General features: G+C 72.1%; 26 protein-coding genes and 1 pseudogene. 4 read left to right on the forward strand and 23 right to left on the reverse strand.

Going from position 1 to position 26,067, the window contains the following annotated elements; translation table 11 throughout:
- Positions 1 to 70: 70 nt before the first annotated feature.
- The 4 genes from PV721_RS22450 to PV721_RS22465 form a co-directional block, all read right to left on the reverse strand.
- A complete protein-coding gene (locus tag PV721_RS22450; RefSeq protein WP_319727177.1) occupies positions 71 to 1,048 on the reverse strand; it encodes a sigma-70 family RNA polymerase sigma factor in 978 nt (325 codons plus the stop codon).
- Positions 1,049 to 1,534: 486 nt separating this feature from the next.
- A complete protein-coding gene (locus PV721_RS22455) occupies positions 1,535 to 2,359 on the reverse strand; it encodes a class III extradiol ring-cleavage dioxygenase (RefSeq protein ID WP_319727180.1) in 825 nt (274 codons plus the stop codon).
- A gap of 107 nt (positions 2,360 to 2,466) precedes the next feature.
- Complete coding sequence (locus PV721_RS22460; protein WP_319727181.1) at positions 2,467 to 4,005, reverse strand: MFS transporter; 1,539 nt, start codon at positions 4,003 to 4,005, stop codon at positions 2,467 to 2,469.
- Between the two features lie 62 nt (positions 4,006 to 4,067).
- Positions 4,068 to 4,865, reverse strand: a complete 798-nt coding sequence (locus PV721_RS22465; RefSeq protein WP_319727182.1) for a TetR/AcrR family transcriptional regulator — start codon at positions 4,863 to 4,865, stop codon at positions 4,068 to 4,070.
- A 279-nt stretch (positions 4,866 to 5,144) separates the two neighbouring features.
- Here PV721_RS22465 and PV721_RS22470 point away from each other — a divergent pair, with 279 nt between their 5' ends.
- A complete protein-coding gene (locus PV721_RS22470) occupies positions 5,145 to 6,422 on the forward strand; it encodes a M6 family metalloprotease domain-containing protein (RefSeq protein WP_319727183.1) in 1,278 nt (425 codons plus the stop codon).
- 118 nt (positions 6,423 to 6,540) lie between these two features.
- Here the strand turns inward: PV721_RS22470 and PV721_RS22475 are convergent, their stop codons facing one another.
- The 3 genes and pseudogenes from PV721_RS22475 to PV721_RS43990 all read right to left on the reverse strand — a co-directional run.
- Positions 6,541 to 7,293: a thioesterase II family protein gene (locus tag PV721_RS22475; protein ID WP_319727184.1), complete on the reverse strand. Its 753-nt coding sequence runs from the start codon at positions 7,291 to 7,293 to the stop codon at positions 6,541 to 6,543.
- A gap of 72 nt (positions 7,294 to 7,365) precedes the next feature.
- Positions 7,366 to 7,872: an AfsR/SARP family transcriptional regulator gene (locus tag PV721_RS43985; RefSeq protein ID WP_416371151.1), complete on the reverse strand. Its 507-nt coding sequence runs from the start codon at positions 7,870 to 7,872 to the stop codon at positions 7,366 to 7,368.
- Positions 7,873 to 7,895: 23 nt separating this feature from the next.
- Positions 7,896 to 8,135, reverse strand: a pseudogene (locus PV721_RS43990) (AfsR/SARP family transcriptional regulator); the annotation flags it as partial.
- Between the two features lie 313 nt (positions 8,136 to 8,448).
- Between PV721_RS43990 and PV721_RS22485 the strand changes: the two are divergent.
- Both PV721_RS22485 and PV721_RS22490 read left to right on the forward strand, forming a co-directional pair.
- Entirely contained in the window at positions 8,449 to 8,976 is a 528-nt protein-coding gene (locus tag PV721_RS22485) for a hypothetical protein (protein WP_319727188.1), read from the forward strand.
- Between the two features lie 525 nt (positions 8,977 to 9,501).
- Complete coding sequence (locus PV721_RS22490) at positions 9,502 to 9,645, forward strand: hypothetical protein (protein WP_319727190.1); 144 nt, start codon at positions 9,502 to 9,504, stop codon at positions 9,643 to 9,645.
- Positions 9,646 to 9,711: 66 nt separating this feature from the next.
- Here PV721_RS22490 and PV721_RS22495 read toward each other — a convergent pair whose 3' ends face one another.
- From PV721_RS22495 to PV721_RS22515, 5 genes are all read right to left on the reverse strand, one after another.
- Complete coding sequence (locus PV721_RS22495; protein WP_319727192.1) at positions 9,712 to 9,960, reverse strand: hypothetical protein; 249 nt, start codon at positions 9,958 to 9,960, stop codon at positions 9,712 to 9,714.
- Entirely contained in the window at positions 9,908 to 10,354 is a 447-nt protein-coding gene (locus PV721_RS22500) for a hypothetical protein (RefSeq protein ID WP_319727193.1), read from the reverse strand. Before PV721_RS22500 ends, PV721_RS22495 begins: the two co-directional genes overlap by 53 nt.
- A gap of 127 nt (positions 10,355 to 10,481) precedes the next feature.
- Positions 10,482 to 10,685, reverse strand: coding sequence for a hypothetical protein (locus PV721_RS22505; protein ID WP_319727194.1), 204 nt, complete (start codon positions 10,683 to 10,685; stop codon positions 10,482 to 10,484).
- A complete protein-coding gene (locus PV721_RS22510; RefSeq protein WP_416371152.1) occupies positions 10,621 to 11,856 on the reverse strand; it encodes a glycoside hydrolase domain-containing protein in 1,236 nt (411 codons plus the stop codon). Before PV721_RS22510 ends, PV721_RS22505 begins: the two co-directional genes overlap by 65 nt.
- A 121-nt stretch (positions 11,857 to 11,977) precedes the next feature.
- On the reverse strand, positions 11,978 to 12,415 hold the full coding sequence (locus PV721_RS22515; protein WP_319727196.1) for a MarR family winged helix-turn-helix transcriptional regulator: 438 nt from the start codon (positions 12,413 to 12,415) through the stop codon (positions 11,978 to 11,980).
- A 314-nt stretch (positions 12,416 to 12,729) separates the two neighbouring features.
- On the opposite strand from PV721_RS22515, the gene PV721_RS22520 reads away from it, so the two are divergent.
- Positions 12,730 to 13,197, forward strand: a complete 468-nt coding sequence (locus PV721_RS22520) for a MarR family winged helix-turn-helix transcriptional regulator (protein ID WP_301370282.1) — start codon at positions 12,730 to 12,732, stop codon at positions 13,195 to 13,197.
- A 168-nt stretch (positions 13,198 to 13,365) separates the two neighbouring features.
- On the opposite strand, the gene PV721_RS22525 is transcribed toward PV721_RS22520, so the two are convergent.
- The 11 genes from PV721_RS22525 to PV721_RS22575 all read right to left on the reverse strand — a co-directional run.
- Positions 13,366 to 14,007, reverse strand: coding sequence for an MBL fold metallo-hydrolase (locus PV721_RS22525; protein ID WP_319727200.1), 642 nt, complete (start codon positions 14,005 to 14,007; stop codon positions 13,366 to 13,368).
- 6 nt (positions 14,008 to 14,013) lie between these two features.
- Positions 14,014 to 15,000 carry a quinone oxidoreductase family protein gene (locus tag PV721_RS22530; protein WP_319727201.1) on the reverse strand — a complete coding sequence of 329 codons (987 nt, stop codon included), beginning with the start codon at positions 14,998 to 15,000 and terminating at the stop codon, positions 14,014 to 14,016.
- Between the two features lie 87 nt (positions 15,001 to 15,087).
- Positions 15,088 to 17,001 (reverse strand): HAD-IB family hydrolase, encoded by a 1,914-nt coding sequence (locus PV721_RS22535; RefSeq protein ID WP_319727202.1) that lies wholly within the window; start codon positions 16,999 to 17,001, stop codon positions 15,088 to 15,090.
- A gap of 106 nt (positions 17,002 to 17,107) precedes the next feature.
- Positions 17,108 to 18,685, reverse strand: a complete 1,578-nt coding sequence (locus PV721_RS22540) for an MFS transporter (RefSeq protein WP_319727204.1) — start codon at positions 18,683 to 18,685, stop codon at positions 17,108 to 17,110.
- Positions 18,686 to 18,880: 195 nt separating this feature from the next.
- A complete protein-coding gene (locus tag PV721_RS22545; protein ID WP_416371153.1) occupies positions 18,881 to 19,843 on the reverse strand; it encodes an aldo/keto reductase in 963 nt (320 codons plus the stop codon).
- 153 nt (positions 19,844 to 19,996) lie between these two features.
- Positions 19,997 to 21,229 (reverse strand): beta-ketoacyl-[acyl-carrier-protein] synthase family protein, encoded by a 1,233-nt coding sequence (locus PV721_RS22550; RefSeq protein WP_319727206.1) that lies wholly within the window; start codon positions 21,227 to 21,229, stop codon positions 19,997 to 19,999.
- A 2-nt stretch (positions 21,230 to 21,231) separates the two neighbouring features.
- Entirely contained in the window at positions 21,232 to 21,489 is a 258-nt protein-coding gene (locus PV721_RS22555; RefSeq protein WP_319727207.1) for an acyl carrier protein, read from the reverse strand.
- Positions 21,490 to 21,541: 52 nt separating this feature from the next.
- A complete protein-coding gene (locus tag PV721_RS22560) occupies positions 21,542 to 22,558 on the reverse strand; it encodes a beta-ketoacyl-ACP synthase III (protein WP_319727208.1) in 1,017 nt (338 codons plus the stop codon).
- Positions 22,555 to 24,207: an FAD-dependent monooxygenase gene (locus PV721_RS22565; RefSeq protein WP_319727209.1), complete on the reverse strand. Its 1,653-nt coding sequence runs from the start codon at positions 24,205 to 24,207 to the stop codon at positions 22,555 to 22,557. The genes PV721_RS22560 and PV721_RS22565 overlap by 4 nt, the downstream gene beginning before the upstream one ends.
- 85 nt (positions 24,208 to 24,292) lie before the next feature.
- Positions 24,293 to 25,324 (reverse strand): 3-oxoacyl-ACP synthase, encoded by a 1,032-nt coding sequence (locus tag PV721_RS22570; RefSeq protein WP_319727211.1) that lies wholly within the window; start codon positions 25,322 to 25,324, stop codon positions 24,293 to 24,295.
- Between the two features lie 74 nt (positions 25,325 to 25,398).
- A partial coding sequence (locus tag PV721_RS22575; RefSeq protein ID WP_319727212.1) for an AfsA-related hotdog domain-containing protein occupies positions 25,399 to 26,067 on the reverse strand: 669 nt, incomplete at its 5' end.

The following is a 26,067-nucleotide window of genomic DNA, read 5'->3' on the forward strand; positions in this document are numbered from 1 at the left end:
GAACGAGCCCCGGCGCCTGGGGGGGGGATAGGCACCGGGGCTCGTTCTGGGGGTTTGGCTGCGGGCCGCTCTAGGCCACGGCGTCGAAGCCCGTGTCGCGCGCCATCCGCTTCAGTTCCAGCAGGGCGTGCTTCTCGATCTGGCGGATCCGCTCGCGGGTCAGGCCGTGCTGCTTGCCGACCTCCGTCAGGGTCCGCTCGCGGCCGTCGTCGATGCCGTACCGCATCTTGATGATCGACGCGGTGCGCTGGTCGAGCTTGCCGAGCAGGTCGTCCAGCTCCTCGCTGCGCAGCAGCGAGAGCACGGACTGCTCGGGCGAGATCGCCGAGGTGTCCTCGAGGAGGTCACCGAACTGCGTGTCGCCGTCGTCGTCCACCGACATGTTGAGGCTGACCGGGTCGCGCGCCCAGTCCAGTACGTCGCCCACCCGCTTCTCCGTGGTGTCCAGCTCGGCGGCGATCTCGGCGTGCTCCGGGTCCCGGCCGTTCTCGCGGTTGAACTCGCGCTGGACGCGACGGATCCGGCCGAGCTCCTCGACCAGGTGGACGGGGAGGCGGATGGTGCGGGACTGGTCCGCGATGGAGCGGGTGATGGCCTGGCGGATCCACCACGTGGCGTACGTGGAGAACTTGAAGCCCTTGGCGTAGTCGAACTTCTCGACCGCGCGGACCAGGCCGGCGTTGCCCTCCTGGATCAGGTCGAGGAGGGGCAGGCCGCTGCGCGGGTAGCGCCGGGCGACGGCCACGACGAGACGGAGGTTGGAACGGATGAAGACTTCCTTGGCGCGCTCGCCTTCGGCGGCGAGCGCCTCCAGCTCCTCGCGTGCCGGGGACTCGCCCTTGCGGTCTATCTCGCCGTCGAGGATCTGCTGGGCGTAGACGCCCGCCTCGATGATCTGCGAGAGCTCCACTTCCTTGGCGGCGTCGAGCAGCGGGGTGCGCGCGATCTCGTCCAGGTACATGCCGACCAGGTCGCGGTCTGCGATCTCCCCGCCCACAGCGCGGGCGCTGCTCGTGGACTGACGACGGGCGACGGCGCGGGTTGCCATGCGTGCTCCCTTGCGATGAAGTTCGGTCGCGGTGCGGCTGCCGGACGGCCACCGGGTGGAGTGGTGCGTCCTCGGACACTCTCCCGAGTGCCCGCTTCCGAAGGAAACAACGACTGGAATCGGGACAGAATTCCCACGCCGTTCCCTCTTTTTCGAGATCTTGCAGTATCCTGCCTCGCCACGAGAGGGGGCCGAATGCCGCGGGAACTCGAAGAGGTGCAGGTCAGGCCCTGAACCGAGGCAGATCCGGCCACGCTCACGAACCTCTCCCCCCACGGCGTCCGTGAGACGGCCGTCACGTTCGGCACAGTCGATTCCACTGCGGAACAGCGCCACCCCTGACTGCACTCCCACCCTGAAGACGGTCCGCACCGGCTTCTGGTTGCCTGCACGGGCCAGTGAATCGCCGGATACGCCACAAGAGGACCATTCCGCCCGAAAACGGCGTACGCCACCACGGCTTCACGGGGCGCTCCGAACGGCCTACTAGCCGAACTGGAGGGAGCGCTTCGAGAGGCCCATCCAGAAGCCGTCCACCGGGTCGCGGCGGGCGGTGAGGTCGCCGGTCGCCTCCGCCGCGCCGAGGGTGACGAAGAGCGGGGCGAAGTGTTCCGTGCGGGGGTGGGCGAGGCGGCCCGACGGGGACTTGCCCTCGAAGTCGAGCAGGGAGTCCAGGTCGCCGGCGGCCAGGGCCTCGTGGCCCCAGGCGTCGAATTCGGCGGACCAGGAGGGGACGCCCGGGCCCTGGTGCCGCAGGGCGGCCAGGTTGTGGGTGAAGAAGCCGCTGCCGACGATGAGGACGCCCTCGTCGCGCAGGGGCGCGAGCTTGCGGCCGATCCCCATCAGACGGCGCGGGTCCAGCGTGGGCATGGAGATCTGGAGCACCGGTATGTCGGCGTCCGGGAACATCTCCACGAGGGGGACGTACGCGCCGTGGTCCAGCCCGCGGTCCGGTATGTCCTGGACCGGGATGCCGGGGGCCTTGAGGAGCGCCCGGACCTGCGCGGCCAGCCGCGGGGCGCCGGGAGCGTCGTAGCGGACCCGGTAGTAGTGCTCGGGGAAGCCCCAGAAGTCGTAGACGAGCGGGACCCGCTCGGTGGCGCCGAGGGCGAGCGGGGCCTCTTCCCAGTGGGCGGAGACCATCAGGATCGCCGTGGGGCGGGGCAGGTCCGCGGACCAGGCGGCGAGCTCGCCCGGCCAGACCGGGTCGTCGGCGAGCGGGGGCGCCCCGTGACTGAGGTACAGCGCCGGCATGCGGGTGCCCTGCGGGGTCGCACCCGTGGGCGTCGGGGATGCAGTGGCCGGGGTCATGGGGCACTCCTCCGTCGTCGGTGCAGGGCTGCCCCAAAAGACTAACCCCGCTTGGTTCAAATTTGAACCAAGCGGGGTGATCAGTCATTCCCGTACGGCCACCGCCGTCAGTGGGCGATCACCGGGACCTTGAACTCGGCGTCCGCACCCTCGCCGGCGCCCGAGGCCACCGGGCCGCCGACGTTCGGACGGCCGGTGTTGATCAGCGCCAGGGCGATGACCGAGCTGGCGACCAGGATGCCGACCGCCCACCAGATGGCGGAGGCGTAGCCCTCGACCATGGCCTGCGCCTGGATCAGCTGTCCGGCCGGGCCGCCCGCCGCTGCCTCGGCCGCGTGGTCGGTCAGGTACACCGTGGTCGCCGAGGCGGCGATCGTGTTCAGGAGCGCGGTGCCGATGGCGCCGCCCACCTGCTGCGAGGTGTTGACCATGGCGGAGGCGACCCCGGCGTCGGCCGGGTTCACCCCGTGCGTGGCCAGGGACATCGCCGGCATGAACGCCGTGCCCATGCCCAGGCCGAGCAGCAGCTGCGCCGGGAGGATCAGCGCCGGGTACGAGGACCCGACCTCCAGTTGGGTCAGCAGCAGCATGCCGACGGCGGCGAGCAGGAAGCCCGGCCCCATCAGCAGGCGCGGCGCGACGCGGGTCATCAGGCGGGCGCCGATCTGCGTGGAGCCCACGATCATGCCCGCGATCATCGGCAGGAAGGCGAAGCCGGTCTTGACCGGCGAGAAGCCCTTCACGACCTGCAGGTAGTAGGTCAGGAAGAGGAACAGGCCGAACATGGCGATGACGGCCAGGCCGAGCGAGAGGTAGACCCCGCCGCGGTTGCGCTCCAGCAGGACGCGCAGCGGCAGCAGCGGGGACTTCACCTGGGACTCGACGAGGACGAAGGCCGCCAGCAGCAGCGCCGAGGCGACGAACATGATGACCGTCAGGGCGTTCGACCAGCCGGCGGACTCGGCACGGGTGAAGCCGTACACGAGGGCGACGAGACCGGTGGTGGACAGGACCACGCCCGGGATGTCGAGCGGGGCGCGGTTGCGGGAGCCGGCGGGCTCGCGGATGACCATCCAGGCACCCACGGCCGCGACGATCGCGAACGGGATGTTGACGAAGAAGGTCCAGCGCCAGTTGAGGTACTCGGTGAGGAAGCCGCCGAGGATCAGGCCGACGGCGCCGCCGCCGCCCGCGATCGCGCCGTAGATGCCGAAGGCCTTGGCGCGCTCCTTGGCGTCGGTGAACATCACCGCGAGCAGCGAGAGGGCCGCCGGTGCGAGCAGTGCGCCGAAGGCACCCTGGAGGGCGCGGGCGCCGAGCATCATGGCCTCGCCGGTCGCGGCGCCGCCGAGCGCGGAGGCCAGGGCGAAGCCGATGAGGCCGACGACGAAGGCGTTCTTACGGCCCCACTTGTCGGCGATGCGGCCGCCGAAGAGGAGCAGTCCGCCGAAGGCCAGCGCGTACGCGGTGATGACCCACTGGCGGTTGCCGTCCGAGATGCCGAGGTCGGTCTGGGCGGACGGCAGGGCGATGTTCACGATGGTCGCGTCGAGGACGACCATCAGCTGGGCCAGGGCTATGAAGACGAGCGCCTTCCAGCGACTGGGATCGGCAGCCAGCGGCGGTGTCGCGGCTGTTTTTGACATGGGGGTACCCACTTCACTGTGCGGAATGACTGAAAAAGGCTAATTGGCAAGCTTTGTGCGCGTCACATGGGTTTTTGCCGGAGGTCGTCGAACGTGGCCGCCGAACCCGGCAGTTCGGAGCGGGCCGGAGCCCTCAACCCGTCGAGGAAGAGCTGGAGGTGACGGTGGGCGAAGCGGTCGGTGTCGAGGCAGGCGGTTCCGGGGAGCGGGCGGCTGAGCTGGGACAGGGCGACCATCAGGTCGCCGACGCCGATGTCCGTGCGGATCGCTCCGGCGTCCTGGCCGGTGGCCAGCAGGGTCTCGACGGCCGACTCCAAGGCGGTCTGCGCCGCGAGGAGTTCGGGGTGTTCGCGGTCGAAGTCGTCGGCGAGCATGGGGCACAGGGCGCCGATCCGCTCGTCGGCCGCGGCGTGCGTGAAGCGGCACAGCGCGGCGAAGGCGTCGGACTCCTCGGCGAGGGAGGCCGCGGCCGAGGCCGTGACCCGGCCCATCACGAAGAGCACGACGTGACGGACGAGGGTGGGCCGGTCGGGGAAGTGCCGGTAGAGGGTGGCGTTGCCGATGCCGGCCCGCCGCGCCACCTCGTCGAAGGGGGCCGCGGAACCGAACTCGACGAAGGCCTCGCGGGCCGCCGCCAGGATCCGCTCACGGTTGCGGACGGCGTCGGCGCGCGGACGCGGGACACCGGAGCCGCCCGCACGGGACGCACGCGGCGCACGGGCGCCGGCCGCCTCCCGCACGCGCGCCGGCTTCGAGGCCGGGGCCTGTGCCGGTGCGGCGTGCGCCGGGGCCGGCGCCAGGTCCACGTCCGCCGCGCGGGCGGGCGGGGCCGCCGGGGCGGTGGCGGTGGGGCGCTTCATTCCGGGGCCTCCCTGGCACGGTGACACGCAGTACGGACAGCTCGCCGCACGGCCGGCTCGCTCGGCCCGCCCAAACGGGGAGCCGGTCCCCGCTTTGCGGGACTCACGTACAAACGGGGATCCCGTCCCCGGTTATTTCACTCCTCCGTGTGACCTGACTCACAAGCCTGTCCACGTTCGGCCTCTCCCGACGCGCGGGCGCGCCGCGCCCGTCGGAGGGTGATCGCACAGAGCGCAGACCGGACAGGGCCGGCTGCCGCGGACCCGAAGGCGATCTCCATGCCGCAGACCCGCCACCGGATACGCACGCCCCGCCGCACCGGCGCGTTCATCGGCCTGACCGCGCTCGCCCTCGGCGTCTCCGCGACCGCGAGCACCGGGATATCCAGTCGCGGGCACTCGGCGGCCGGCCCTGTGGCCACGACCGTCGAATCGGCTCTCGCGCCCTGCCGGATCGCCGGCACGATGGGCGTGCAGATGTCCGAGGGCCTGCCGACCCCGCCCGGGTACTCGCGCTCGACCGGCGAGATCCGCGCCCTGAACCTGATGGTCGACTTCCCCGACGCCAAGGGGGAGGGCACGGCCGCTGACCGGCTGGCCGAGTTCTTCCCCCAGACCGCCGAATGGTTCCGCACCAGTTCCTACGGCCGGCTCACCTACCGGCCCGAGGCCCCCATAAGGAACTGGCTGCGGATGCCGATGCCCTTCGCGGCGTACGGGATCGAGCGCGGGTCCCCGTACGAGCCGGGCTACCGGCAGCTCGTCGAGCACATCGCGAAGGCCGCCGACCCCGAGGTGAACTTCAGCCGGTACGACCTGATCAACATCCTGATCACGCCGAACGCCGGGCCGTCCGCCCTGGACACCGTCCTGTCCGTGACCTTCTCGGGCAACGGCGAGGCCCCCGTCGCCGACGGGGTGCCGCTGGCCAACACGTCCTTCGTCTACAGCCGGCAGGACGACGGCTCCGGAACCTACCGGGAGACCGGCTACCGGGTGCTGCCGCACGAGAACGGGCACGTCTTCGGACTGCCCGACCTCTACACCTCCGACGGCGGCAGCACGGTCGGGCACTGGGACATCATGAGCGAGGACTGGGGCGCCAACAACGACCTCATGGGCTGGCACAAGTGGAAGCTGGGCTGGTTGGACAGCACGCAGATCAGCTGCGCGTCCAAGCCGGGCACCAGCGACCACACCCTGTCGCCGCTGGGAGTACGGGGCGGCACGAAACTGGCCTTCGTCCCGCTGTCGGAGAGCGCCGGGTACGCGGTCGAAGTGCGGACCCGGGCCGGGAACGACGAGGCCGTGTGCAAGCCCGGCGTCCTCATCTACAAGGTGGACTCCGACGTGGACACCGGCCACGGCCCGATCACGGTGTCGGACAGCGCCGACGCCAGCGGCGGCTGCACGCGCCGGCCCAACGTGCACGCGGAACTGTCGGACGCCCCCTTCCGGCCGGGCGAGACCTTCACCGACGAGAAGGCGGGCATCAGCGTCTCGGTGGTGGGCCAGCTGCGCAACGGCAGTTACCAGATCCGCGTCACCCGGCCGTAACTCCCCCACGGGGTTCTGAGCGTCCGCACCCAGGGCCCCGGCCCGCCGCTCTGCAGGACGGCGCCCGCCCCGCCCCGCGCAGAAGGCCGGCGCATGCTCCGAACCGCCGGGGCCGGTCTCACAGGTCCGCTGCGAGGGCCTCGAGCAGGATCTCCCCGACCTCGCCCCGGTGCTCCTGGGCCAGCAGGAAGAAGTGGTCTCCGGCGAAGCGGCGCACCCGGCACGGCCCGGTCGTGTGGTCGGCCCAGCCCTCGAGCGGCCCGTGCGGGACCAGCGGGTCCGCCGTGCCGCCCAGCACGTGGAGCGGCACGTCGAGCCGTACGTCCTCGAACCCCACCGCGGCCTCCCGGCTGAGCGCTATGTCGGCCCGCAGCACGCGCGTGACGTGGGCCAGCATGTCCGGGTCCCGCAGGACCCACTCCGGCGTGCCCCCGCCGACGCGCAGCAGCCGGACGGCGTCCTCCTGGGTGACCGTGGCGTGGGCCCGGCGCGGGGTCCGGCCGGGCACTTGGCCACTGACGACGACCGCCCGGCACTGCGGGCCGAGGAGCAGGGCCGCGCGGGCGGCGAGGAGCGCGCCGAGGCTGTGCCCGAAGACCACCGTGGGCAGCGGGTCGCGGCCGAGCACCTCGTCGGAGACCGCGTCCAGGACCTGGTCGAGCCGGCAGCCCGGAGGCTCGCCGAAGCGGCGCTCACGGCCGGGGAGCGAGAGCCCGAGCACTTCCACGTCCGCGGGCAGCGCCTCGACGACGGGGTAGAGCGTGCTGGGCCCGGACCCGGAGTGCGGGAACACCAGCAGGCGCAGGCGGGGCACGGCAGCCGCGCCCGGCGGCCGCAGCAGCGGCCACCACGGGACGGTGGGGGCGTTCATCGTCGTCACCTCGAAGCTCCCGCTCACGGGCGGTTGGGGATCATGGTCAAGCCTGCACACCGGGCCGGCCCCTCACGCGGCGTTGACACCGGCCAACTGATCAGCGCCACAGTCGTCGAGGCCCGGGGCGTGCGTCAAGATCGCGTGCTGGAGCCGCTGCAGACGCGGCGCGGGCTCGATCCCGTGGTCCTCGACCAGGTTGCTCCGGAGCCTGCCACAGGTCGCCAGCGCTTCGGTGGTCCGTCCACTTCGGTAGAGGGCCACCATCAGGCAGGCATGCAGGTTTTCCCACGTCGAGCGGCCGTCGAGCAGGGCGCGGATCTCACCGACGAGGGCCTGGTGATTTCCGAGTTCGAGCTCGAGCTCGACACGCTGCTCGAGGGCGAAGGAGCGGCGCTCGTCCAGCCGGCGGCCGATGGATTCGAAAGCGGGAATTCCACGCAGGTCTTCGAGGGCCCGTCCGCGCCATAGGGAAATGGCGTGCTCCAGGGCTTTGGAAGCCTTTTCCCGTTCACCCGCCCGACGGAATTCACGGGCCGTCCCAGCAGCCGGTCGAATGCGTGGACGTCCAGCTCGCACCCGCCGAGCCGCAGCCGGTATCCGGGCGGCTGGGGGGTGACGAGTGCGGCGGCGTCGAGGCCGTGCGCCCGGAGTTGCTTGCGCAGCTGGGAGACGTAGACGTGCAGGGCGGTGGAGGCGGTCTGCGGAGGAGTGCCTGACCAGAGGGCTTCGATGAGCCGTCCGGAGGACACGGCTGCACCGCGGTGCGCGCAGAGGCAGGCCAGGAGGGAGCGGACCTCGAGCAGCCTCGGCGCCACCTGGGCCCCGTCCTCCGTCTCCATCCCTACCGGTCCGAGCACCACTTTCCGAATCTGCCCGATGGGCTGTTTTTCGCCAATGCAACCGCCTGTTCAAGCCAAATTCGAACGTCACATCGCCCCACGGCAACCGATCCACGGCTGCACCCCCCGAAACCCCGTCGGCCTGCGCTTCTTTCCGGGGTATCGTCCCGGCAGCACCCGCTCGGGGGACGGGGGGCCTCGCGGCGGATCCCGCCGCACGGCCGGCGCGCAGCATCCCCCGCTCAGGGGCATCCGTGCCGCAAAGCCCACATCGACTTCATGCAATTGCAGCATCATGAGGGGGAGTTCTCGTATGCGTTCCACCAGGGCCGTTCGCCTGCTCGCAACCACCGTCGCGGTCGCGGCGAGCGCGCTGTGCATAGCCGTTCCGCAGGCCCAGGCGGCCGCGGCCGCCACCCCCGACTGCTACGGGACCTGTGTCCTCGGCGTCCGCGCCGCGACCCACCCGACCTTCGACCGCTTCGTCATCGACCTGGGCGAGGGACCGATTCCGGCGTGGACCACGACCACGCAGACGACCCCGCTGACCTGCTGCGGTGACGAGACGAACGAGCACGTGGTCCCGATCACGGGCCAGCAGTACCTGAAGATCAAGCTGGCCAAGGCGACCGGATTCGACTTCGCCAACTCCAAGGCGGTGTACACGAGTCCGGACTACTTCACCTACAACTTCCCGAGCCTCAAGGGACAGGGCCGCACCGGCACCACCGACCCCGAGGCCCATGAGTTCAACATCGGACTCGCCCTCGGCGACCACTCCTCGTACCGGATCTCGAAGCTCACGGCTCCGAACCGGATCGTGGTCGACATCAACCGCTGATCGGCACGGGCCGGCGCCGGACGCCGGGCAGCGAACGCATCGACGGCGGGGTGGCCTCCACCCCGCCGTCGATGCGTTCGCCCAGCAGCACATGCTCGCGAAAATCAACCGAATCTCCGAAATCCCGGCCCGTGGCGCTCGAAGGCGAAGATCCGGCCACTTACCCGCCCGCGATATGTCGCGCACGTACGGTCCCGTCCGGTCGGCCACCGAAGCCCCCGCGCCCCCGGCACGGAGGCCTTCACGTTGAGACCGATCAGAGTCGTAGCGGGTACCGCCACTCTCGTGGCACTACTCGCCGCATGCGGGACGCAACAGGCGGGCAACCCGCCGCAGGACCCGGGTGCGCCGGTGAACGCCGCGCCCACGCGGATGGCGCTCGACCAGATTCCGTCGGCTCCCACCAAGGGCCTGGCGGTGGGCCTCCCCTCCCGCTGGACGAATTCACCGCCAAACCGGCGGACGGTTACGCCTGGAAGGTCGCCGTCCAGGACCAGTGGCGGTCCTGCATGGCACGCTACGGAAATGCGTCGCCGACTACCGGTCTACTTCAACTCCGGTTACAGCGGCCCGAGCCAGAGCTTCTCCCCGAACTGCGGGGACTACTGGCCGGCGGAGAACCTGGTCTCCGGCCTGTACAACGAGAACGCCTCGCACGACCGCTACTAGGCCGGACCGCCCGTGGTGCCCCTCACCCACTCGAGGGGCACCACGTCGCGCACCGTTCGGGCGAGGTCAGGCAGCGTTGCGCTGCTTGTTCTCCAGGGACTTCGCGGCGCCGCGGCGCTCGGCGTCCAGGACGTCGACCCCGGTGCCCGGGCCCGCGTCCGGCTGCTCGTTCCAGCTGCGGAGTTTGGCGGCGACCTCGGTCAGGCGCCGGTCGCCCGGCCCCACAGCGAGGTAGAAGAGGGCCTCGTCGGGCTTGCGGGCGTCACCTCCCCAGCGGACGACGCCGTCCAGCTCGGCGACGACGTCCCGGATCACGAGCACTTCGTAGGGGTAGAAGCCCCCCCTTCGCGCCGGCCGGATAGTGGCCGGGACGGATCCGGATCGCCGTACCGGCCGCCAGATTGCCTTCGGGCAGTCCCTTGCGGACCTTCCCGGGCTCCTGCCAGCCCGCCACGTCGCCCTTGCGCAGCAGGTCGATCTCGTAGTGGAAGCGCCGGATCACGTGGAAGAGGAGGTTCTCCACCTCTCCGAGGCGGACGGCCACCCCGTCGAGCCCGGTGCCGGGGACGGGACGCGTCCAGACGGACCCTCCACCGTCCGCGACCTTCTCCATCTCCCAGCCGTTCGGGCTCGGCTTGCCCGTGAAGATCTTGGCGTGCTCCTCCTTGAGCCGCCGCAGTGCCTTCTGGATGTCGTCCCGTTCCGGCACTTCGGGGGACGGGTCGGCGTACGCGGGTGTGGCGAGCAGGGCGGATCCGGGAATCGTTCCCAGACCCGCGACGGCGAGGAGGCCGCCCGCCCGCCCCAGGGCCGACGACGAGATATGCCCGGCTGGTTCAACGCTCGGTTCCCTTCATCGGGGGCTTCTTCTTGAGCTGAGTACGTTTGGCCGTCGCGAGGGCGCCCGTAGCCACGGCGCCGGTGGTCAGGACGGCCACGACCGGATTGACGTAGCCCGGCACGCCCGCGGTGTAGCTACCGCCCCCGTCGATGTGGCACAGCAGGCGCAGCGGGACGAAGTCCCCCTGGAACGCGTCCACGCGCGCCGCCTTCTGCGGGCCGCCCGGTACCGGTGTGGTAGAGCGTGACACCCGCGTCCACGGCCAGGTCCACGGCGTCGTAGTGGCGCATCTCCCAGTAGGCCGAGGTCTGGATCAGCGCCTTGCGCATGTGGTGCTGACGGGCGAGCGAGGTGACGAGGGCGTCGTTCGCAATGATCGTTTCCAGGCACTGGGTGTGCGTGAAGATACGGGTGGCGCTGCTGTTCGGGTAGCCGATGGACACCATGTAGGAACTGATGTCGTCGTGCAGGCCCTGCCAGTACTGCATGGCGAAGTTGACGTCGCCCTTCTCCGTGGCCGGGGCGTTGAAGGAGCCCTGGCCGATGTCCCGCTCGGAGGCGATGTTGTTGTCGATGTTGATGGCGCCGGCGCCGCTCCCGACATTGATCGTGACGACCTGGTCGTACGCCCAGTCGGGGGGCAGCGGATACCGGTAGTTCCCGGAGAATCCGCTGGACATGTCGGAGACGAAGCTGGCGGTGCTCAGACCCGCCTGGCCCACCCGGATACACACGTTGCGGGGACCGTAGACGCCGACGGCGTACGGGTTCCCGAACATGGCGAGGCCTTCCTTGACCCCTTGGAAATACGGGATCACGTTGTCCGTGATCTCGAAGTCGTACGCGTCGAAGTCGACGGCGAAGAAGATGCGGGCGCCCTCCTTGAACCCGTGGTTCTTGGCGGCGTTGGCGGCGGCGAGCGCCGCGTCCCTGCCCCGCGTGCGGGTGAAGCCCGAGGCCGCCCGCCCATAGGTCTGGTAGATCGGGAAGCACCGGAGGCCGTTGGCGGCGATGGTGGCCAGCTCGCCCGGCCGGATGGCCTTCTCGGGGAGCCCGATGGGGTCGGGGTTGGTCAGGTAGCGGCCGATGCACTTGTACCCGGCGGCCTTCAGCGCGTCCGCGCGCGCCTGGGTGATCTTCGTGACCCCGTCGCAGGCGGTGCCCCGGTGGTCCTGGTCACCGTAGGAGACGAGGAGGGAGGCCCAGGTGGAGAAGTCCCCGTTGCCGGTGATCGGCAGCTCGCAGAAGTCCTGGAACGCCCTGACCTCGGTCGACAGGGCCCCGTTGAAGGTGCCGCCGAAGCTCACGTTGCGCTGGTTGAGGATCACGGCGGCGCTGAAGAGGAGCACCCAGGTGCCCGTGGACTGCATCCCCCTCGCCGCCGCGCCCCACGCCCGCACAGATGCCGCCATCGGGCGGGGCCGGCCCGGCGGGCCGGAAGTCAGCGGGTCGGAGCGCCGCCCGGCGCCTTCGGGGGGAGGGGCTGCGGGCTCACGGCCGCGGGTCGAGCCGCCGTACGCACCGGCCCAGCATCCGGATGAGCAGCTCCCGCTCCTCCGCCGTGAACTCCTGCGCGAGCGAACGCTCCACGGCCACGGCCCCCGCGTCCGCCACCTCCATCACGGCGCGTCCCTCGTCCGTGAGCCGGGTCTCCAGCACATTGCCGTGCAATTCGTGCGGGGTCCGCTCGATGAGCCCGCGCTCCTGGAGGTTCTTCAGCACGGTGTTCATGGTCGGCGGCGTCACTCCGCACAGGCGGGCGAGCCCGGCCGCGGAGATGCCGGGCTTCTCGGAGAGCCAGAGCAGCGCGGTGTATTGCGGAACCGTTACTGCGGCCGCCTTCACGGCGGCGTTCTTGGCCGCGAGGAGCGCCTGTTCGGCGCGCTTGATGTGGGAGCCGATGCGCTCCTCGACGGGCATGGAGGTCATTGCGGCATCCTACGGGGCCCTTGTACGAACGAGGGCTCTCACGCGCATTCGCCCTCACCTGTTCGGAACAGGACGTCCGACGCGGCACTTCCGCCCGCCGCGCCGACCGCCCGCCTTCCCCGGCCCACCCCTGCCTCCGACCCGACCGCGGCCCTTCGGTGACGGATTCTTCGCACCGAGTTAACAGAACCCTGTCACTGATCAGAATATTGCCTTCTATGAGATGCATGGTAGCGTTGCCGTGAGGCTTAGCTCGGCACATCTCTATACGCCTCAGCGGGGGGATTACCTGTCTCTGTAAATAAAGGAGCGGCATGAGCCGGTCGTCCAGAGTGGCTGAATTCGAACAGGAAGTGGCTGCTCGAGTAGGACACGTCATTAAGCGTGCCGAACAGGCATTGATCGGAGAGAAGAGCAGAGTTCTCCGCGATCTCGGCCTGACAGTTCCACAGTATGCAGCGCTGATGGCGCTCTCCTATTCGCCCGGCATGTCGGGTGCACAGTTGGCGCGCGTCTGCCTCGTGACACCTCAGAGCATGGCCACGGTGCTGGCCAATCTCGAGTCGAAGCGCTTGATCGAGCGACAGACCTCCGATCTTCATCAAAAGGTGCTCGTCACCAAGTTGACGCCGGCCGGACGCGCTCTCGTCAAGAAGGCCGACACCGTCGCCCGCAAGGTGGAAGCGAAGCTTTCCAATGCCTTGTCGGCCGATGAGCAGAAGCAGTTGCGGGATCTTCTGGAACGGTGCATCACCGCTCTGACGGAAGAGGAAACCCCGTAATCTTCCGGCGGAGATTCAGGGGTCTGGCCCCGGCCCTGCAAGGGTCGGGGCCAGACTGTTTTCCCGGGCCCCGCAGGGAGTCCGCGCATGCCGGAACTCCGGTCCTTCCGGGCGACTTGCGAGGTCGCCCGGAAGGACCGGAGTCCGGTCGCGCAGCAGAACCCGGCGCTAGAGGAACCTGCGGACCGCACCCACCGTGGTGGTGCCCCCGTGACCCGGCAGCACGGTGGTCCGGTCCCGTCGCGGGCCGCAGACCCGGGACATCGAGCCGGCCAGCACATCCGGGTCCCCCACCGGCGGGAAGGCCCGGCCGAGGCCGTCCGCGAGCAGACTGTCCCCGGTCAGCAGCAGCGCGTCCCCGCCGGCCTGCAGCGAGTACGCCACCGACCCCGGGGTGTGGCCCGGGGCGTGGTGCACCTCGATGTCCAGGCCCGCGATGCTGAGCAGGCCCTCGTCGGGCAGCGGGCGCACCAGCTCGGGCTCCGAGCGCGGGAAGCCCCGCAGCGCCGCCGCCGGGAAGTCCGCGGGCAGCCCGGCCTCGGGGCGGACCAGCATCTCCCGGTCCAGGGGGTGGATGTACGCGGGCACGCCGAGCTCCTCGCACAGCGGCGCCACGGACCAGGTGTGGTCCATGTGCCCGTGGGTCAGCAGGACGGCCTCCAGGTGGAGGCCGCGCCGTCCCAGGGCGGCGCGGACCGAGGCGGTCGCGTCCTGCCCCGGGTCGACGACGACGCACGGGCCGTCGGGGCCCGCCGCCAGCACGTAGCAGTTCGTACCGAAGGAGCCGGCCGGAAATCCGAGGACGAGCACGTCACGTCACCGGCCGTCGACGGTGACGACGTACTTGCCGACGGAGGCGCGCGACTCCAGCAGCTCGTGGGCCTTGGCCACCTCGTCCAGCGGCAGCTCGGTGACCTCGATGCGGACCGAGCCGTCGGCCACCGCGCGCAGGGCGCTGCGCAGGTGGTCGCCGAGGACCGCGGGGCGGCTGTTGGCCAGGCCGCCGAGGTTGTAGCCCACCAGGGCGGTGCCGGTGAACCAGACGTGGTTGGCCTGGTACGAGGTGTCCTGGGCGGCCGCGTCGCCGAAGACGACGTGCCGGCCGAGCGTCGCGAGCTGCCCGTTGGCCGTGCCGCGGGTGTCGCCGCCGATGGAGTCGAGGACGACGTCGACCCCGGCGCCGTCGGTCAGCCGCCGGACCTCCTCCTCCAGCCGGTCGTACGTGACGACCGCGTCGTAGCCGAACTCCAGGGCCTGCGCGGCCTTCTCCGGCGAGCTGGTGGCACCGATGACGCGGGCCGCGCCGGCGGCCCGGGCGAGCTGGGCCGCCGCGGTGCCCACGCCGCCGGCCGCGGCCAGGACGAGTACGGTGTCGCCCTGCTCGACGCGGCCCGCGGCGTGCACGACGCCCCAGGCGGTCGCGCCGTTGCACAGGGCGGCGGCCGCCAGGGCGGACGGCAGCTCGGCGAGCTCGTCCTCCAGCGGGACGGTCAGGTCGGCGCGGGCCGAGGCGAACTCGGCGTTGCCGCCGCCGTCGAGGGTGAGCGCGGCGACCCGCTGGCCGGGACGCAGGCCGGTGACCCCCTCGCCGACGGAGCGGACGGTACCGACGGCCTCCAGACCGGGCACGTGCGGCAGGGCGACGGGGAACTGCCCGCGGCGGAACATCACTTCGGCGAAGTTCACGCCCGCGTGGCTGACCTGGATGACCACGCGGCCGGGCGCCGCCTCGGGCTCGGGGGCGTCGTGGACGACGGTCAGGACATTGTGGTCGCCGAATTCGGCGAAACGTGCGGCGCGCATGGCCACCTCCGGGGGAGATCGATGGTGTGAGGGACGAGGGGGACGAGAGGGACGAGCTGAGGATCAGGAGCAGGGGGTGCCGCGGGCTCAGGCGGGCCGCAGGTGCTGCCGGACGCTGCGGCGCGCCTTCATCCCGAGGACCCCGTCGCGGACGAGTTCCTCCAGGAGCGGCGCCACGTCGAGCTCCGAGCCGCCCAGCCCGCGCCGCAGCCCCTGCTGCACGGCGAGTGCGACGTCGGTGCCGACCACGTCGAGCAGGCGGAACGGGCCGTGGGGGAAGCCGCAGCCGCCCGTGACGGCCGCGTCGACCTCCTCCACCGTGCCGCGGCCCTCGCCGACGACCCGGGCGGCGTCGTTGAGGAGCGGGAACAGCAGGGCGTTGACGATGAAGCCGGCCCGGTCGGTGCAGTGCACCGGGGTGCGGCCGAGGGCGCGGCACAGGGCGTCGGCGGTGGCGATGACCTCGGCCGCGGTGGTGTCGGTCCGGACGACCTCGACGAGGGTCATCGCGGGGGCCGGGTTGAAGAAGTGGAGGCCGATGACGTCGGCCGGGCGGCTCACCGCCGAGGCGAGCCGGGCCACCGGCAGGCTCGAGGTGGTCGTGGCCAGCACCGTGCCCGGTCCGCAGGCGCGGTCGAGCCGCGTCAGGACGTCGAGCTTCGCGTCGAGGTCCTCGGCGATCGCCTCGACGACGAGGTCGCAGCCGGCGAGCGCGTCGGCCGACAGGACGGTGACGCACCCCTCCAGGACCCGGTCGGCCTCGTCGCGGGGCATCCGCGTGGACAGCAGGGCCCGGTGGACGGCAAGTCGGGCCGCCTCGGCGCGCTGCTCGGAGCGCGCGAGGAGGCGTACCGGGTGGCCGGAGGCCAGGAACACGGCCGCGATGCCGGTCGCCATGGTGCCGGAGCCGACCACGCCGACGTCGCGTACGGTACGGGGCCCGATCCCCGCGGCGTGCGACGCCGGGGCCGCGGCCACGGGGGCCCGGCCCAGGCGCGCGAACGCCCCGGCGGGCAGGCCCAGGGCTTCGGCGGCGGCCTGCGCGGTGTGCGGGCCGATCGAGTCGAGCAGTTCCAGCGGACCGCCGCGCATCCCGCAGCCGAGCCGCATGGCGGTGTCGATGTCCTCGGGGGCGGCGTAGCCGTCGGCGACCATGGCGGCCGCGCGGCCCAGGTAGCGCAGCAGCAGCTCCGCGCCGGTGCGCCACTCGGGCTGCTCCGGGGTGCCGGGCAGGCCGCTGAGGCGGGCAAGCTCCCCGAGCGGGTCGCCGGCCGGGGCAGCGGAAGCGGCAACGGTGATGGCCGGGGCGGCGGCGGTCGCAGGGGTGCGCCCGGCGATGCCCTTCAGCCGGTGCCAGCCGCTGTCCGCGCCCCGCTCCGCCAGGACGGGGTCGTCGCCGATGACGTGCGCGTGACCGACGGCGGTCAGCAGCGGGAGGTCGGAGGCGTGGTCGCCGTACGCGTGGCAGTCCGCGGGATCGGCGCCGGTGTCGCGCATGTCGGCCTCGGCCGCGACGGCCTTGGCCTCGCCGATGACCGCGACCGTCAGCTCGCCGGTGTAGCGCCCGTCCTTGATCTCGGGCCGGGAGCACAGCACCGCGTCCGCGCCGACGTGGGCGGCGACGGGGTCGAGGCAGGCGGGGAAGGACCCGGAGACGAGCACCGTACGGTCGCCCGCGCTCCGGTGCTCGCGCAGGGCGTCGAGCACGGGCGGGTGGAACAGTCCGCCGGCGGCCAGTTCCTGCGCGAACCAGGCGCGCCCCTCCCTGGCGACCTCCTCGACCGAACAGCCCGCGTAGAGGCCGTAGTACTCGCGGTTGGTCACCTCGCGCGGCACGCCTTCTGCGGCGCGCCGGCGCAGGTTCCCGGCGGCCTCCTCGTACGCAGAGTCGGGCGCGCCCTGGGCCCGCAGGTGGAAACGCAGGAAGCGGAACATGCTCTTGACGGTGATGAGGGTCTCGTCGACGTCGAAGAAGGCCGTGCGCCGGGCCTGGTCGTTCATGCGGTACTCCGAGAGCTGTGGTCGGTGGGGACGGCGGCTGCCGGGCCGCCGCCCGGGGACGGTGCGGGGGTTGCCCGCCCCGGGCGACGGGGTCGGAGGGCGGGGCCTAGGAGGCCGAGCCGCTGAGGGCGGGTTCCGGGGACTCGGTCTCCGTGGCCGGGGCGGTCGCCTCCGGAGCGGCCTCCTCCTTGCGCGGACGGCACAGGACCCATAGGAAGGGCACGGTGACCAGGCAGATGCCGGAGAGCACCCAGAGGATCTCGTGCATGGCGCCGCTGTACGCGCTGGAAGCGAACTCGGTGTAGGCGCCGCGGAGGGACTCCTCCACCTTGGTCGTGGAGGTCACCAGGTCACCCTGGGCGAGCTGGTTGGCGACGTCGCCGGCCGAGCCCGCGGCGGCGTAGTCGCCGATGCCGTCGGAGAGCTGCGAGCGGGTGACGCTGACCATCAGCGAGCCCATGGCGGCGATGGCGATGACCTCGCCGGTGATGCGCATCGTGTTGAACATGCCCGCGGCCATGCCGGCGCGGTGCGGCTCCACGGAGCTGACGGCGGCGCCGTCCAGCACGCCGTTGGAGATGCCGAAGCCCATGCCGATGACGATCAGCGGTCCGGCCAGCGACAGGACGCCGATGTTCGCCTCGATGACGGTCAGCCAGGCGGTGCCGGCGGCGACCATCGTCATGCAGGTGACCAGCAGGGCGCGGGGCGAGAGCCACTTGGAGGCGTAGCCGGCGATGGCCGGCATGACCAGGGTGGGGGCGGTGAGCAGCAGCAGGAGAAGACCGGCGTCGGCGGCGGAGATGCCGTCCACGGCCATGAAGTACGAGGGCAGGAAGACCAGGAGGGCGACGAAGCCGAAGGCGAGGGCCACCGGGGTCACGCACAGGGCGACGTACTGCGGCTGGCGGAAGAGGCCCAGGTCGAACATGGGGTGCGCGGAACGCGATTCGACGAGGACGAAGCCGGCGAGCAGCAGGACGGAGCCCACGAGGAAGAGGAGGACGACCGGGTGCGCCCAGCCGATCTGGGGGCCTTCGACCAGCGCGAGGATCAGCAGGAAGAGGCTGGAGGTGAAGGTGAGGGTGCCGGCCCAGTCGACCTTGGGGGCCTCGGGGTTGCGGCCTTCGGGGATGCGCAGGGCGGCGATGATGACGACCGCGGCGACGATGGCCTGGGCGAAGAAGAACCAGCGCCAGTCGAGCGCGCTGGTCAGCGCGCCGGCGGCCAGCGGGCCGAAGGCGAGGCCGATGCCGAAGCAGGTGCCGTAGAAGCCGAATGCGCGGGCGCGGGCGGCGCCGTCGAAGGCGTTGGCGAGGGCGGAGCTGGCGCTGGTGATGACGGCGGCGGCGCCGATGCCGGCGATGCCGCGGACGATGTCGACCAGGGTGATGTCGGTGGCCGCGCCGGCGATGAGCGAGCAGAGCGCGAAGACCGTCATGCCGCCGAGGAACATGCGGCGGCGGCCGATGATGTCGGACAGCGAGCCGCAGGCGAGCAGGAAGCTGGCGAACGTCAGGTCGTAGGCGTTGACGACCCACTGGAGGTCGGCGAGGTCGCTCCCGAGGTCGGCACCCATGGCGGGGAGGGTGACGGAGGTCCCGGTGATCGAGGTGGGCAGGAGCGCCGCGACCAGGCAGGCCGCCAGCAGCGTGATGCCCGCTCGGGACGGTGCTCGGTCCATTGGCTGTGCGGTTGTACTCACCGGGAGTACCTCCTCGGGGTTTCGGCAGGGGGTGAAGGCATGCGGAAGGGGGGTCCCCAGGGGCCGCACGCGGCGGGGGCCGCGGCGGCCAGGACCAGTCGAAACAGTATCAGGGTTCTTACTCAGAACACCGGTTGAGGTGTATCAGACTTCTGCGACTTGGCTGAATTCGGATCAGTAGCGGGTGCCGACGGCGGAGGGCAGGCCGGTGAGCCGGTCCAGGTCGGAGGGGCTGAGCCGCACGTCGACGGCCGCCACGTTCTCGCGCAGGTACCCGACCCGCTTGGTGCCCGGGATGGGTACGACGTGCTCGCCGCGGGCCAGCACCCAGGCCAGCGCCACCTGCGCCGGCGTGGCGCCGTGCGCCCGGGCCACGTCCTTCACGGTGTCCACGATCCGCTGGTTGGCGGCCCGGGCGGCGTCGGAGAACCGCGGGTTGGTGGCCCGGAAGTCGTCGTCCTCGAACTGCGTGGACGTGTCGATGCTGCCGGTGAGATAGCCCCGGCCCAGGGGCGCGAAGGGGACGAAGGCGGCCCCGTTCGCCGCGCACCAGCCGACGACGTCGTCGCCCTCGAGCGCATCGCGCGTCCACAGGGACAGCTCCGACTGGATCGCCGTCACCGGGTGCACGGCGTGCGCCCGGGCGGCCTCGCCCGCCGTCACCTCGGACAGCCCCAGATGGCGCACCTTGCCCTCGGCGACCAGCTCGGCGAGGGCGCCCCAGGTCTCCTCCAACGGTACGGCGGGGTCGACCCGGTGCAGGTAGTAGAGGTCGATGACATCGGTGCGCAGCCGCTTCAGGCTCGCCTCGACGGCCCGGCGCACCTGGGCCGGGGAGCCGTCCCGGTGCATCCGCTTGGTGGCCAGGTCGTCCACGACCAGGCCCATCTTGGTCGCCAGGACCACCTCGTCGCGGCGGCCCAGCAGGGCCTCGCCGACGAGGGACTCGTTGTGCCCGTCGCCGTAGATGTCCGCGGTGTCCAGGAACGTCACGCCCAGATCGAGGGCGGTCCGGATGACCTCCACGGAGGTGCTGTCGGTGCGCTGGGATTCGGCGTACCCCCAGCTCATTCCCATACAGCCGAGCCCGATGGAGCTCACGTCCGGTCCTGCGGAACCCAGTTGGCGCGTCTTCACGGCGATTACCTCACGATGTGTCGTTCAGGGGCGGGGAGAAGGAAGGGTGGAGGGAAGCAAGGGTGGGGAAGGGAAGGATGGTCGGTGCCGGCCGGCGCGTCGGCACAGCGCGCCGGCCGGCACCCGTTCGAGGGGTTCCGGCGGACCGGAACCCTAGGCGGCGGTCACGACGAGCGCCGCGTTGTGGCCGCCGAAGCCCGCCGAGTTGCTGACCGCGGCGAGCAGTCGCGTCTGCCGCGGCGCGCCGGCGACCAGGTCCAGGGCGATGTCCGGGTCCCGGTCGGTCAGGTTGGCCGTCGGGGGGATCTGGCCGTGCTTGACGGCCAGCACCGCGTACGCGGCTTCGATCGCTCCGGCCGCCGCCAGCGGGTGGCCGGTGACCCCCTTGGTGGAGCAGACGGCCGCGCCCTCGCCGAACACGCGGTACAGGCCGCGCGCTTCCGTCACGTCGTTCATCGGCGTGGACGTGCCGTGCGCGTTGACGTGGCCGATGTCCTCGGGCGCGAGTCCCGCGTCGGCCAGTGCCGCGCGCACCGCCCGCTCGACGCCGTGGCCCTGCGGGTCCGGCGCGGTGGCGTGGTGGGCGTCCGAGGAAGCCCCGTAGCCGCTCACGTAAGCGTGCACGGAGGCACCTCGGGCGTGGGCGTCGGCGGCGCGTTCCAGCACCAGGATGCCGGCGCCCTCGGCGGCGACGAAGCCGTCGCGCTGTGCGTCGAAGGGCCGCGAGGCCAGTTCCGGGTAGTCCATCCGCTTGGACAGCGCGCCCATCTGGTTCAGGCCCGCCATGACGGTGGGGCTGATCGCCGACTCCGAACCCCCGGCGATCACCACGTCGCAGGCACCGCTGCGCAGCAGGTCCTGCGCGTAGCCGACGGCCGTGGTGCCGGAGGCGCACGCCGTGGCGGTGACCAGGCTCGGCCCCTTGGCGCCGACGTCGATGGCCACGTACCCGGCGACCATGTTCACCATGGACATCGGGACCAGCATGGGCGAGACCATGCCCGGGCCTTGTTCGCCCATCGTCTGGCACTGCCGCTCGAAGGTGGTCGATCCCCCGAGGGAGTTGCCGACGACGACCGCCACCCGGGCGCCGTCCCATTGCTTGGGATCCAGTCCGGAGTCCGCGACCGCCTCCCGTGCGGCCGCGATCGCCAGCTGGACGAAGCGGTCGTAGCGCCACGCCTTGGTACGGCCGAGCAGTGCGGCCGCGTCGAATCCGGGCACCCTGCAGGAGAAGTCCGGCTTGCCGCCCTCCAGTTCCGGGTCGCAGGCGGCGGCGCTGCGGCCCGAGAGGACACGTCGCCAGTTCTCGTCTACTCCGATGCCGGCCGGGGTCACCAGGCCCAGGCCGGTGACCGCGATGCCGTCTCGCTGCGCTGTGCCCATCGTCAGACCGCCGCCTCGGCCTTGGTCAGCATGAGCTTTTCGACGTCCGCGACCGTGGGGCACTCCAGCAGCTCGTAGTCGAAGACGTCGACGCCGAACTCCTGCTGCAGGGTCAGGGCGAACTCCACCAGGACGAGGGAGTCGAACTCCAGCTCCTCGAAGGTGGTGCCGGCCTGCACCTCGGCGCTGTCGACGCCGAAGTGGCGGCCGAGGACGGCGGCGATGCGGGTGAAGGTGTCGGTGGTGGTGTGGGTGGTCATGGTCGTTGTGCTCCTGTGTGTGGTGCCGTGGGTGAGAAGGAAGGGTGTGGTGTCAGCCGGCCACGAGGTCCGGCCAGTTCAGGGCGGCGCTCCCCCAGGTGGCGCCGCCGCCGAAGGCGCTGAGCAGCACCTTGTCGCCACCGCGCAGGCGGCCGGAGGCCACGGCATCCGCGAGGGCGACGGGGATGGAGGCGCCTGCGGTGTTGCCGACGTGCTCGATGTGGGAGAAGACCTTGTCCCCGGGGACGCCGAGCCGGTCCCCCAGGGCCTTGAGGATCCGGGCGTTGGCCTGGTGTCCGACGAAGAGGTCCACGTCCTCGGCGCTCCAGCCGACCGTGCCGAGCACCTTGCGGGCCGAGGCGTCCATGCGGACGACCGCGTTCATGAACACCTCGCGGCCGCGCATGGTGAACCACGCGTCCGCGGGGTCGGCCGTCGTGCCGGCCGTCGGGTCGGCCGCGAGCGGCTGCCGCGAGCCGCCGGCCCGTACGGTGATCAGGTCGGCCAGCGAGCCGTCGCTGCCGAGGTCGATCCCCAGCACCGCACCGGGATCGCCCTCCCGGCCGGCGCCGAGCACCATGGCCCCCGCACCGTCGCCGAAGATCGCCACGGTGGAGCGGTCCTGCGGGTCGAGCAGGGTGGTGAAGGCCTCGGCGGCGATGACGAGCACGTGGTCGGCCTGGCCCGCGCCGATCACGGCGGCCGCGGTGGACAGGGCGTACAGGAATCCGCTGCACACGGCGGAGACGTCGAAGGCCGGTACGCCGGTCAGCCCCAGCCGGTGCGCCACGTCCGGAGCGGTCGCCGGGCAGGGCCGGTCCGGGGTGGTCGTGGCCAGCACGACCATGTCGACCGAGTCGACGCCGGCCGAATCCAGGGCCCGCCGCCCGGCCTCGACCGCGAGGTCGCCGGTGGCCATGCCGGGGTCGACCACGTGGCGCTGCCCGATGCCGGTCCGGCTGCGGATCCAGTCGTCCGAGGTGTCCAGGCGGGCGGCGAGCATGTCGTTGGTGACCACCGTCGGGGGCAGCCAGGCACCGATGCCGCGGACCACGGCGACGCGCGTCATGCCGTCACCTCGCGGGGGGCGTCGCCGGCGGTCTCGACGTCGGCGACGGGCAGCAGCCCCGCGCGCCGCAGCGCCGGCGCGATCTCCCACGGCCGGGTCAGCGGTACGAAGGCCGCCAGGTGCCCGTCGGGGCGGACGACCGCCGCGGCCGGGTCGCGCGGGAAGCTCCGCTCCAGGTCCGGCGAGACGAGCTCGGCCAGGTCCACCACGGATGTCCCGGCGGGTATCGCCGCGCGGGCGGCCGCGGCGCGCTCGGCCCAGCCCGGACCCCGGTGGACGCCGGGCCACAGCAGCACGCTCAGCCGGTCCCCGGCGATTCGCGGCCGGCCGGTCCGCCGGTCCTCGTCGCCCGGCTCGGCGACGAAGACGGGCAGCCGGGTGCCCGGCCGCGCCCCCGAGATGCCGGCCAGCCGGGTGGCCGCGTCCTTGACCGCGGACCACCGGTCCTGCGGCGGGGCGTAGCCGATGTCGAGCTGGCTCATCACCGGGGCCGCGACGCGCTGGAGCAGTCCGGTGGTGTCGGCGACGCGCGCGATGCCGTCGCGGGCAGCCGTACGGGCCCGGCCGCTCACCAGGCCCCAGCGGGTCTGCAGTCCGGTGGTACGGGTGATCCGGTGGGCGGCGGCCCGGCGTTCGGTGTCGTACTCGTCGAGCACGGACTCGGCCAGCCGGCCGCGGATGACTCCGGCGAGCCGCCAGCCCAGGCTCACCGCGTCGATGAGGCCGGTGTTCATGCCCTGGCCGCCGGCCGGGCTCATGATGTGCGCGGCGTCGCCGGCCAGGAAGCAGCGTCCCTGACGGAAGGCCGCGGCCGTACGGCAGCGCAGCCGGAACGTGGTGCTCCAGTGCAGTTCGCCGATGGTGCCCGCGCCGGGCGCGACCTGCTCCAGGCGCTCCTGGAACAGCTCGCGGGAGGGTGCGGCGGCGCTCTCCTCCTGGTGCGGCACGCTGACCGCCAGCCGGAAGTTCACCCCGTCCAGCGGTGCGAGCCCGAACGCGCCCTTGGCGGAGTACAGGTAGTGCAGCATGCGGTGTGAGAGGCCGCCCTCGACCGGGGCGTCGGCGATCGCGAAGGTCAGGTCCGGCGCCTCGCCCTCGAAGGTGATGCCGAGCTGCTTGCGCACGGTGCTGTGCGCGCCGTCCGCGCCGACCACCCAGCCGTACTCGGCCGCCTCCACCGCCCCTTCGGCGGTGCGCAGGCTCACCCGGGTCCGCTGCGGGCCCCGGGTGAGCCGCTCCAGGGTGACCCCGCGCTCGATGCTGCCGCCGAGTTCGAGGAGGCGCTTCTCCAGCACCGACTCGGTGACGTTCTGCGGGATGGTCAGGGCGAAGGGGTACGGGGTGCCGTGCAGGTGGTTCATGGACACCGAGCCCAGGCGGCTGCCCTCGGAGTAGAAGCCCACCCCGTCCACCTGGTGGCCGGCGTCGATCAGCGGGGCGGCCGCGCCGATGCGGCGCAGCTGTTCCAGGATGCGCGGCCAGACGATGGCGGCCCGGGAGTGCTCGGGCGAGGTGACGGAGGCGTCGACCAGCCGGACGGGGACGCCCTGCTGCACCAGTTCGCAGGCGACCACCAGGCCGACCGGGCCCGCGCCCACGACCAGCACGTCGGGTGCGGGTGCGGACTCGCGTCGTTGTTCAGGGGTCATCGTTGCGCTCCGGGTCGGGGTCGGGGTCGTCGGTTCGGTGAGGCGGTCGTGCGTGTCCTGCGGGTCTTGCGGGTCTGGCGGTCGGTCACTGCGGCATCTCCACCGCGGCGCAGGAGAAGGTGAATCCGCCGCCCGCGCTGATCACCAGGGCGATCTCGCCGGCGTCCAGCAGCCCGCGCCGCCCGATCTCCTCGAAGTTGGCCGCCATGTCACCGGCGCCGAGGTGTCCGGTGTCCTCGCCGAGCCGGATGCTCCGCGCCTTGGTGAGGCCTGCGACGCCCGGGTAGTAGGTCTCGTTCAGCACCTTGTCGCCGACACGGGGGAAAGCGATCAGCGTCACGCGCGGGTCGTCGGGCTCCAGCCCGGCGTCGGCCAGCGCCCCGAGGACGATGTCGTGCAGTACGGAGTGGACGCGCCGGTAGAAGACGTCCAGTCCGGTGTCCTCGATGAACGCCTTCTTCGTGCGGCGGACGTCGACCCGGTCGCTGTGCCAGCGCGGCGCGGGCGAGAAGGCGTCCCGGCCCCGGTGCAGCGCCTCCACCTCGGGGATGGTGGCCGTGGCCAGGGAGCGCAGGAGCAGTTCGTCGGGACTGCCGTCGGGGCGGTGCAGGACGACCGCGGTGGCCGCGTCCCCGTACCAGACCCCGTAGTCGCCGCGCCAGCGGTCGAAGCCCTCGTCGGCGAAGCGGTCCGCGGTGGTCACGAGCGCGCTGCGGCACCCGGGGTCGGCGAGGAGCCGCGCGGCGGCGAGCTCCAGGCCGACGGCGCCGCCGTTGCACATCTGCTGGATGCCGACCGGGAGCGTGTGGTGCGCGCCGAGTTCGCGGGCGACGTAGTGCGCCGGGGACCAGAAGTCGTGGCCCTGGTGGTGGATCCAGGCGTGGATCAGCAGATCCGGCGTCGGTGCGTCCGGGCCGGCGGCGGCCAGTGCGGCGCGGGCGGCGCGTACGGCCATGTCGGGTGCGGCCAGGTCGGACACCGGCAGCTGCCGGATGCCCGCGGTGGCCTGCTCCTCGGTGTCGATCCGGCCGGCGGCGACGGCCTCGTGCGCGGTGTCGGCCTGCTCGGGCAGCCAAACGCGTACGGCCTTGATCCCCAGCCCGTCCCTCAGGTCCATGACGAGTCCTTTCGTGTAAGCCGTGTTCGTGTGAGCCCGGTTCGTGTACGCCGTGTTCGTGTCGGGTCGGCCGGTCAGCCGGGCAGGCCGGCGGCGGCCCGCAGGGTGATCTCGCCGGAGGCCACGACCGTCGACTCCTGTTCGAAGGAGATCTCCAGGACGGTTTCGGCCCGGGCCGTGTCACGTGCGGGGCGGGCGGACACCAGCGTGGGGCGGTCCAGCTCGGCGTACTGGAAGAAGTCCGCGGTGAAGCCGGTCATGACCGCCGCGGGGGCCGGCGCGCCCGCGGCCGTGACGTACAGGCCGAGCTGGCGGGCGGCCTCCATCATCACCATGCCGGGCAGGTGGTCCTGGCGGTGGTCGAACATGCTGGGGTTGTCGAACGGGGCCAGCAGCAGCGCGCTCCCGGTCAGCGGGCCGCTCTGGTCGACCGTGCCGAGTACGACGTTGCGCCGGTCCGCGCGGTCCACCGCGGCCGCGTCCGCCAAGGCGTCGACGGGGCGCGGCGGCAGCAGGTCCGACAGCGCGGGGGCGTCGGGGCGGCGGCCGTGCCGCAGTGAGCGGTACACCTCGGAGGGCAGGTAGCCGACGTCCATGCGCACCTCGCCGATGCGCTCGGCGCCCAGCAGCATCGCCATCACGTAGGTCACACCGCGCAACTTCCCTCGCAAGCGGCGCTCGTTGGCGGTCTCCACCTCGATGCGCAGCTCCGCCGGCGGAGTGCCGGGGGCGGGGGCCGGGGT

Source organism: Streptomyces sp. MB09-01, from assembly GCF_033794505.1.
GTDB lineage: Bacteria > Actinomycetota > Actinomycetes > Streptomycetales > Streptomycetaceae > Streptomyces.

Coding starts and splice junctions, on each gene's coding strand:
- PV721_RS22490 (WP_319727190.1), top strand. CDS start 9,502: ATGCGTCGCCGACTACCGGTCTACTTCAACTCCGGTTACAGCGGCCCG.
- PV721_RS22510 (WP_416371152.1), bottom strand. CDS start 11,856: ATGCAGTCCACGGGCACCTGGGTGCTCCTCTTCAGCGCCGCCGTGATC.
- PV721_RS22530 (WP_319727201.1), bottom strand. CDS start 15,000: ATGCGCGCCGCACGTTTCGCCGAATTCGGCGACCACAATGTCCTGACC.
- PV721_RS22475 (WP_319727184.1), bottom strand. CDS start 7,293: ATGAACGCCCCCACCGTCCCGTGGTGGCCGCTGCTGCGGCCGCCGGGC.
- PV721_RS22460 (WP_319727181.1), bottom strand. CDS start 4,005: ATGTCAAAAACAGCCGCGACACCGCCGCTGGCTGCCGATCCCAGTCGC.
- PV721_RS22465 (WP_319727182.1), bottom strand. CDS start 4,865: ATGAAGCGCCCCACCGCCACCGCCCCGGCGGCCCCGCCCGCCCGCGCG.
- PV721_RS22455 (WP_319727180.1), bottom strand. CDS start 2,359: ATGACCCCGGCCACTGCATCCCCGACGCCCACGGGTGCGACCCCGCAG.
- PV721_RS22535 (WP_319727202.1), bottom strand. CDS start 17,001: ATGAACGACCAGGCCCGGCGCACGGCCTTCTTCGACGTCGACGAGACC.
- PV721_RS22550 (WP_319727206.1), bottom strand. CDS start 21,229: ATGGGCACAGCGCAGCGAGACGGCATCGCGGTCACCGGCCTGGGCCTG.
- PV721_RS22470 (WP_319727183.1), top strand. CDS start 5,145: ATGCCGCAGACCCGCCACCGGATACGCACGCCCCGCCGCACCGGCGCG.
- PV721_RS22540 (WP_319727204.1), bottom strand. CDS start 18,685: ATGGACCGAGCACCGTCCCGAGCGGGCATCACGCTGCTGGCGGCCTGC.
- PV721_RS22570 (WP_319727211.1), bottom strand. CDS start 25,324: ATGGACCTGAGGGACGGGCTGGGGATCAAGGCCGTACGCGTTTGGCTG.
- PV721_RS22520 (WP_301370282.1), top strand. CDS start 12,730: ATGAGCCGGTCGTCCAGAGTGGCTGAATTCGAACAGGAAGTGGCTGCT.
- PV721_RS22555 (WP_319727207.1), bottom strand. CDS start 21,489: ATGACCACCCACACCACCACCGACACCTTCACCCGCATCGCCGCCGTC.
- PV721_RS22565 (WP_319727209.1), bottom strand. CDS start 24,207: ATGACCCCTGAACAACGACGCGAGTCCGCACCCGCACCCGACGTGCTG.
- PV721_RS22560 (WP_319727208.1), bottom strand. CDS start 22,558: ATGACGCGCGTCGCCGTGGTCCGCGGCATCGGTGCCTGGCTGCCCCCG.
- PV721_RS22485 (WP_319727188.1), top strand. CDS start 8,449: ATGCGTTCCACCAGGGCCGTTCGCCTGCTCGCAACCACCGTCGCGGTC.
- PV721_RS22450 (WP_319727177.1), bottom strand. CDS start 1,048: ATGGCAACCCGCGCCGTCGCCCGTCGTCAGTCCACGAGCAGCGCCCGC.
- PV721_RS22515 (WP_319727196.1), bottom strand. CDS start 12,415: ATGACCTCCATGCCCGTCGAGGAGCGCATCGGCTCCCACATCAAGCGC.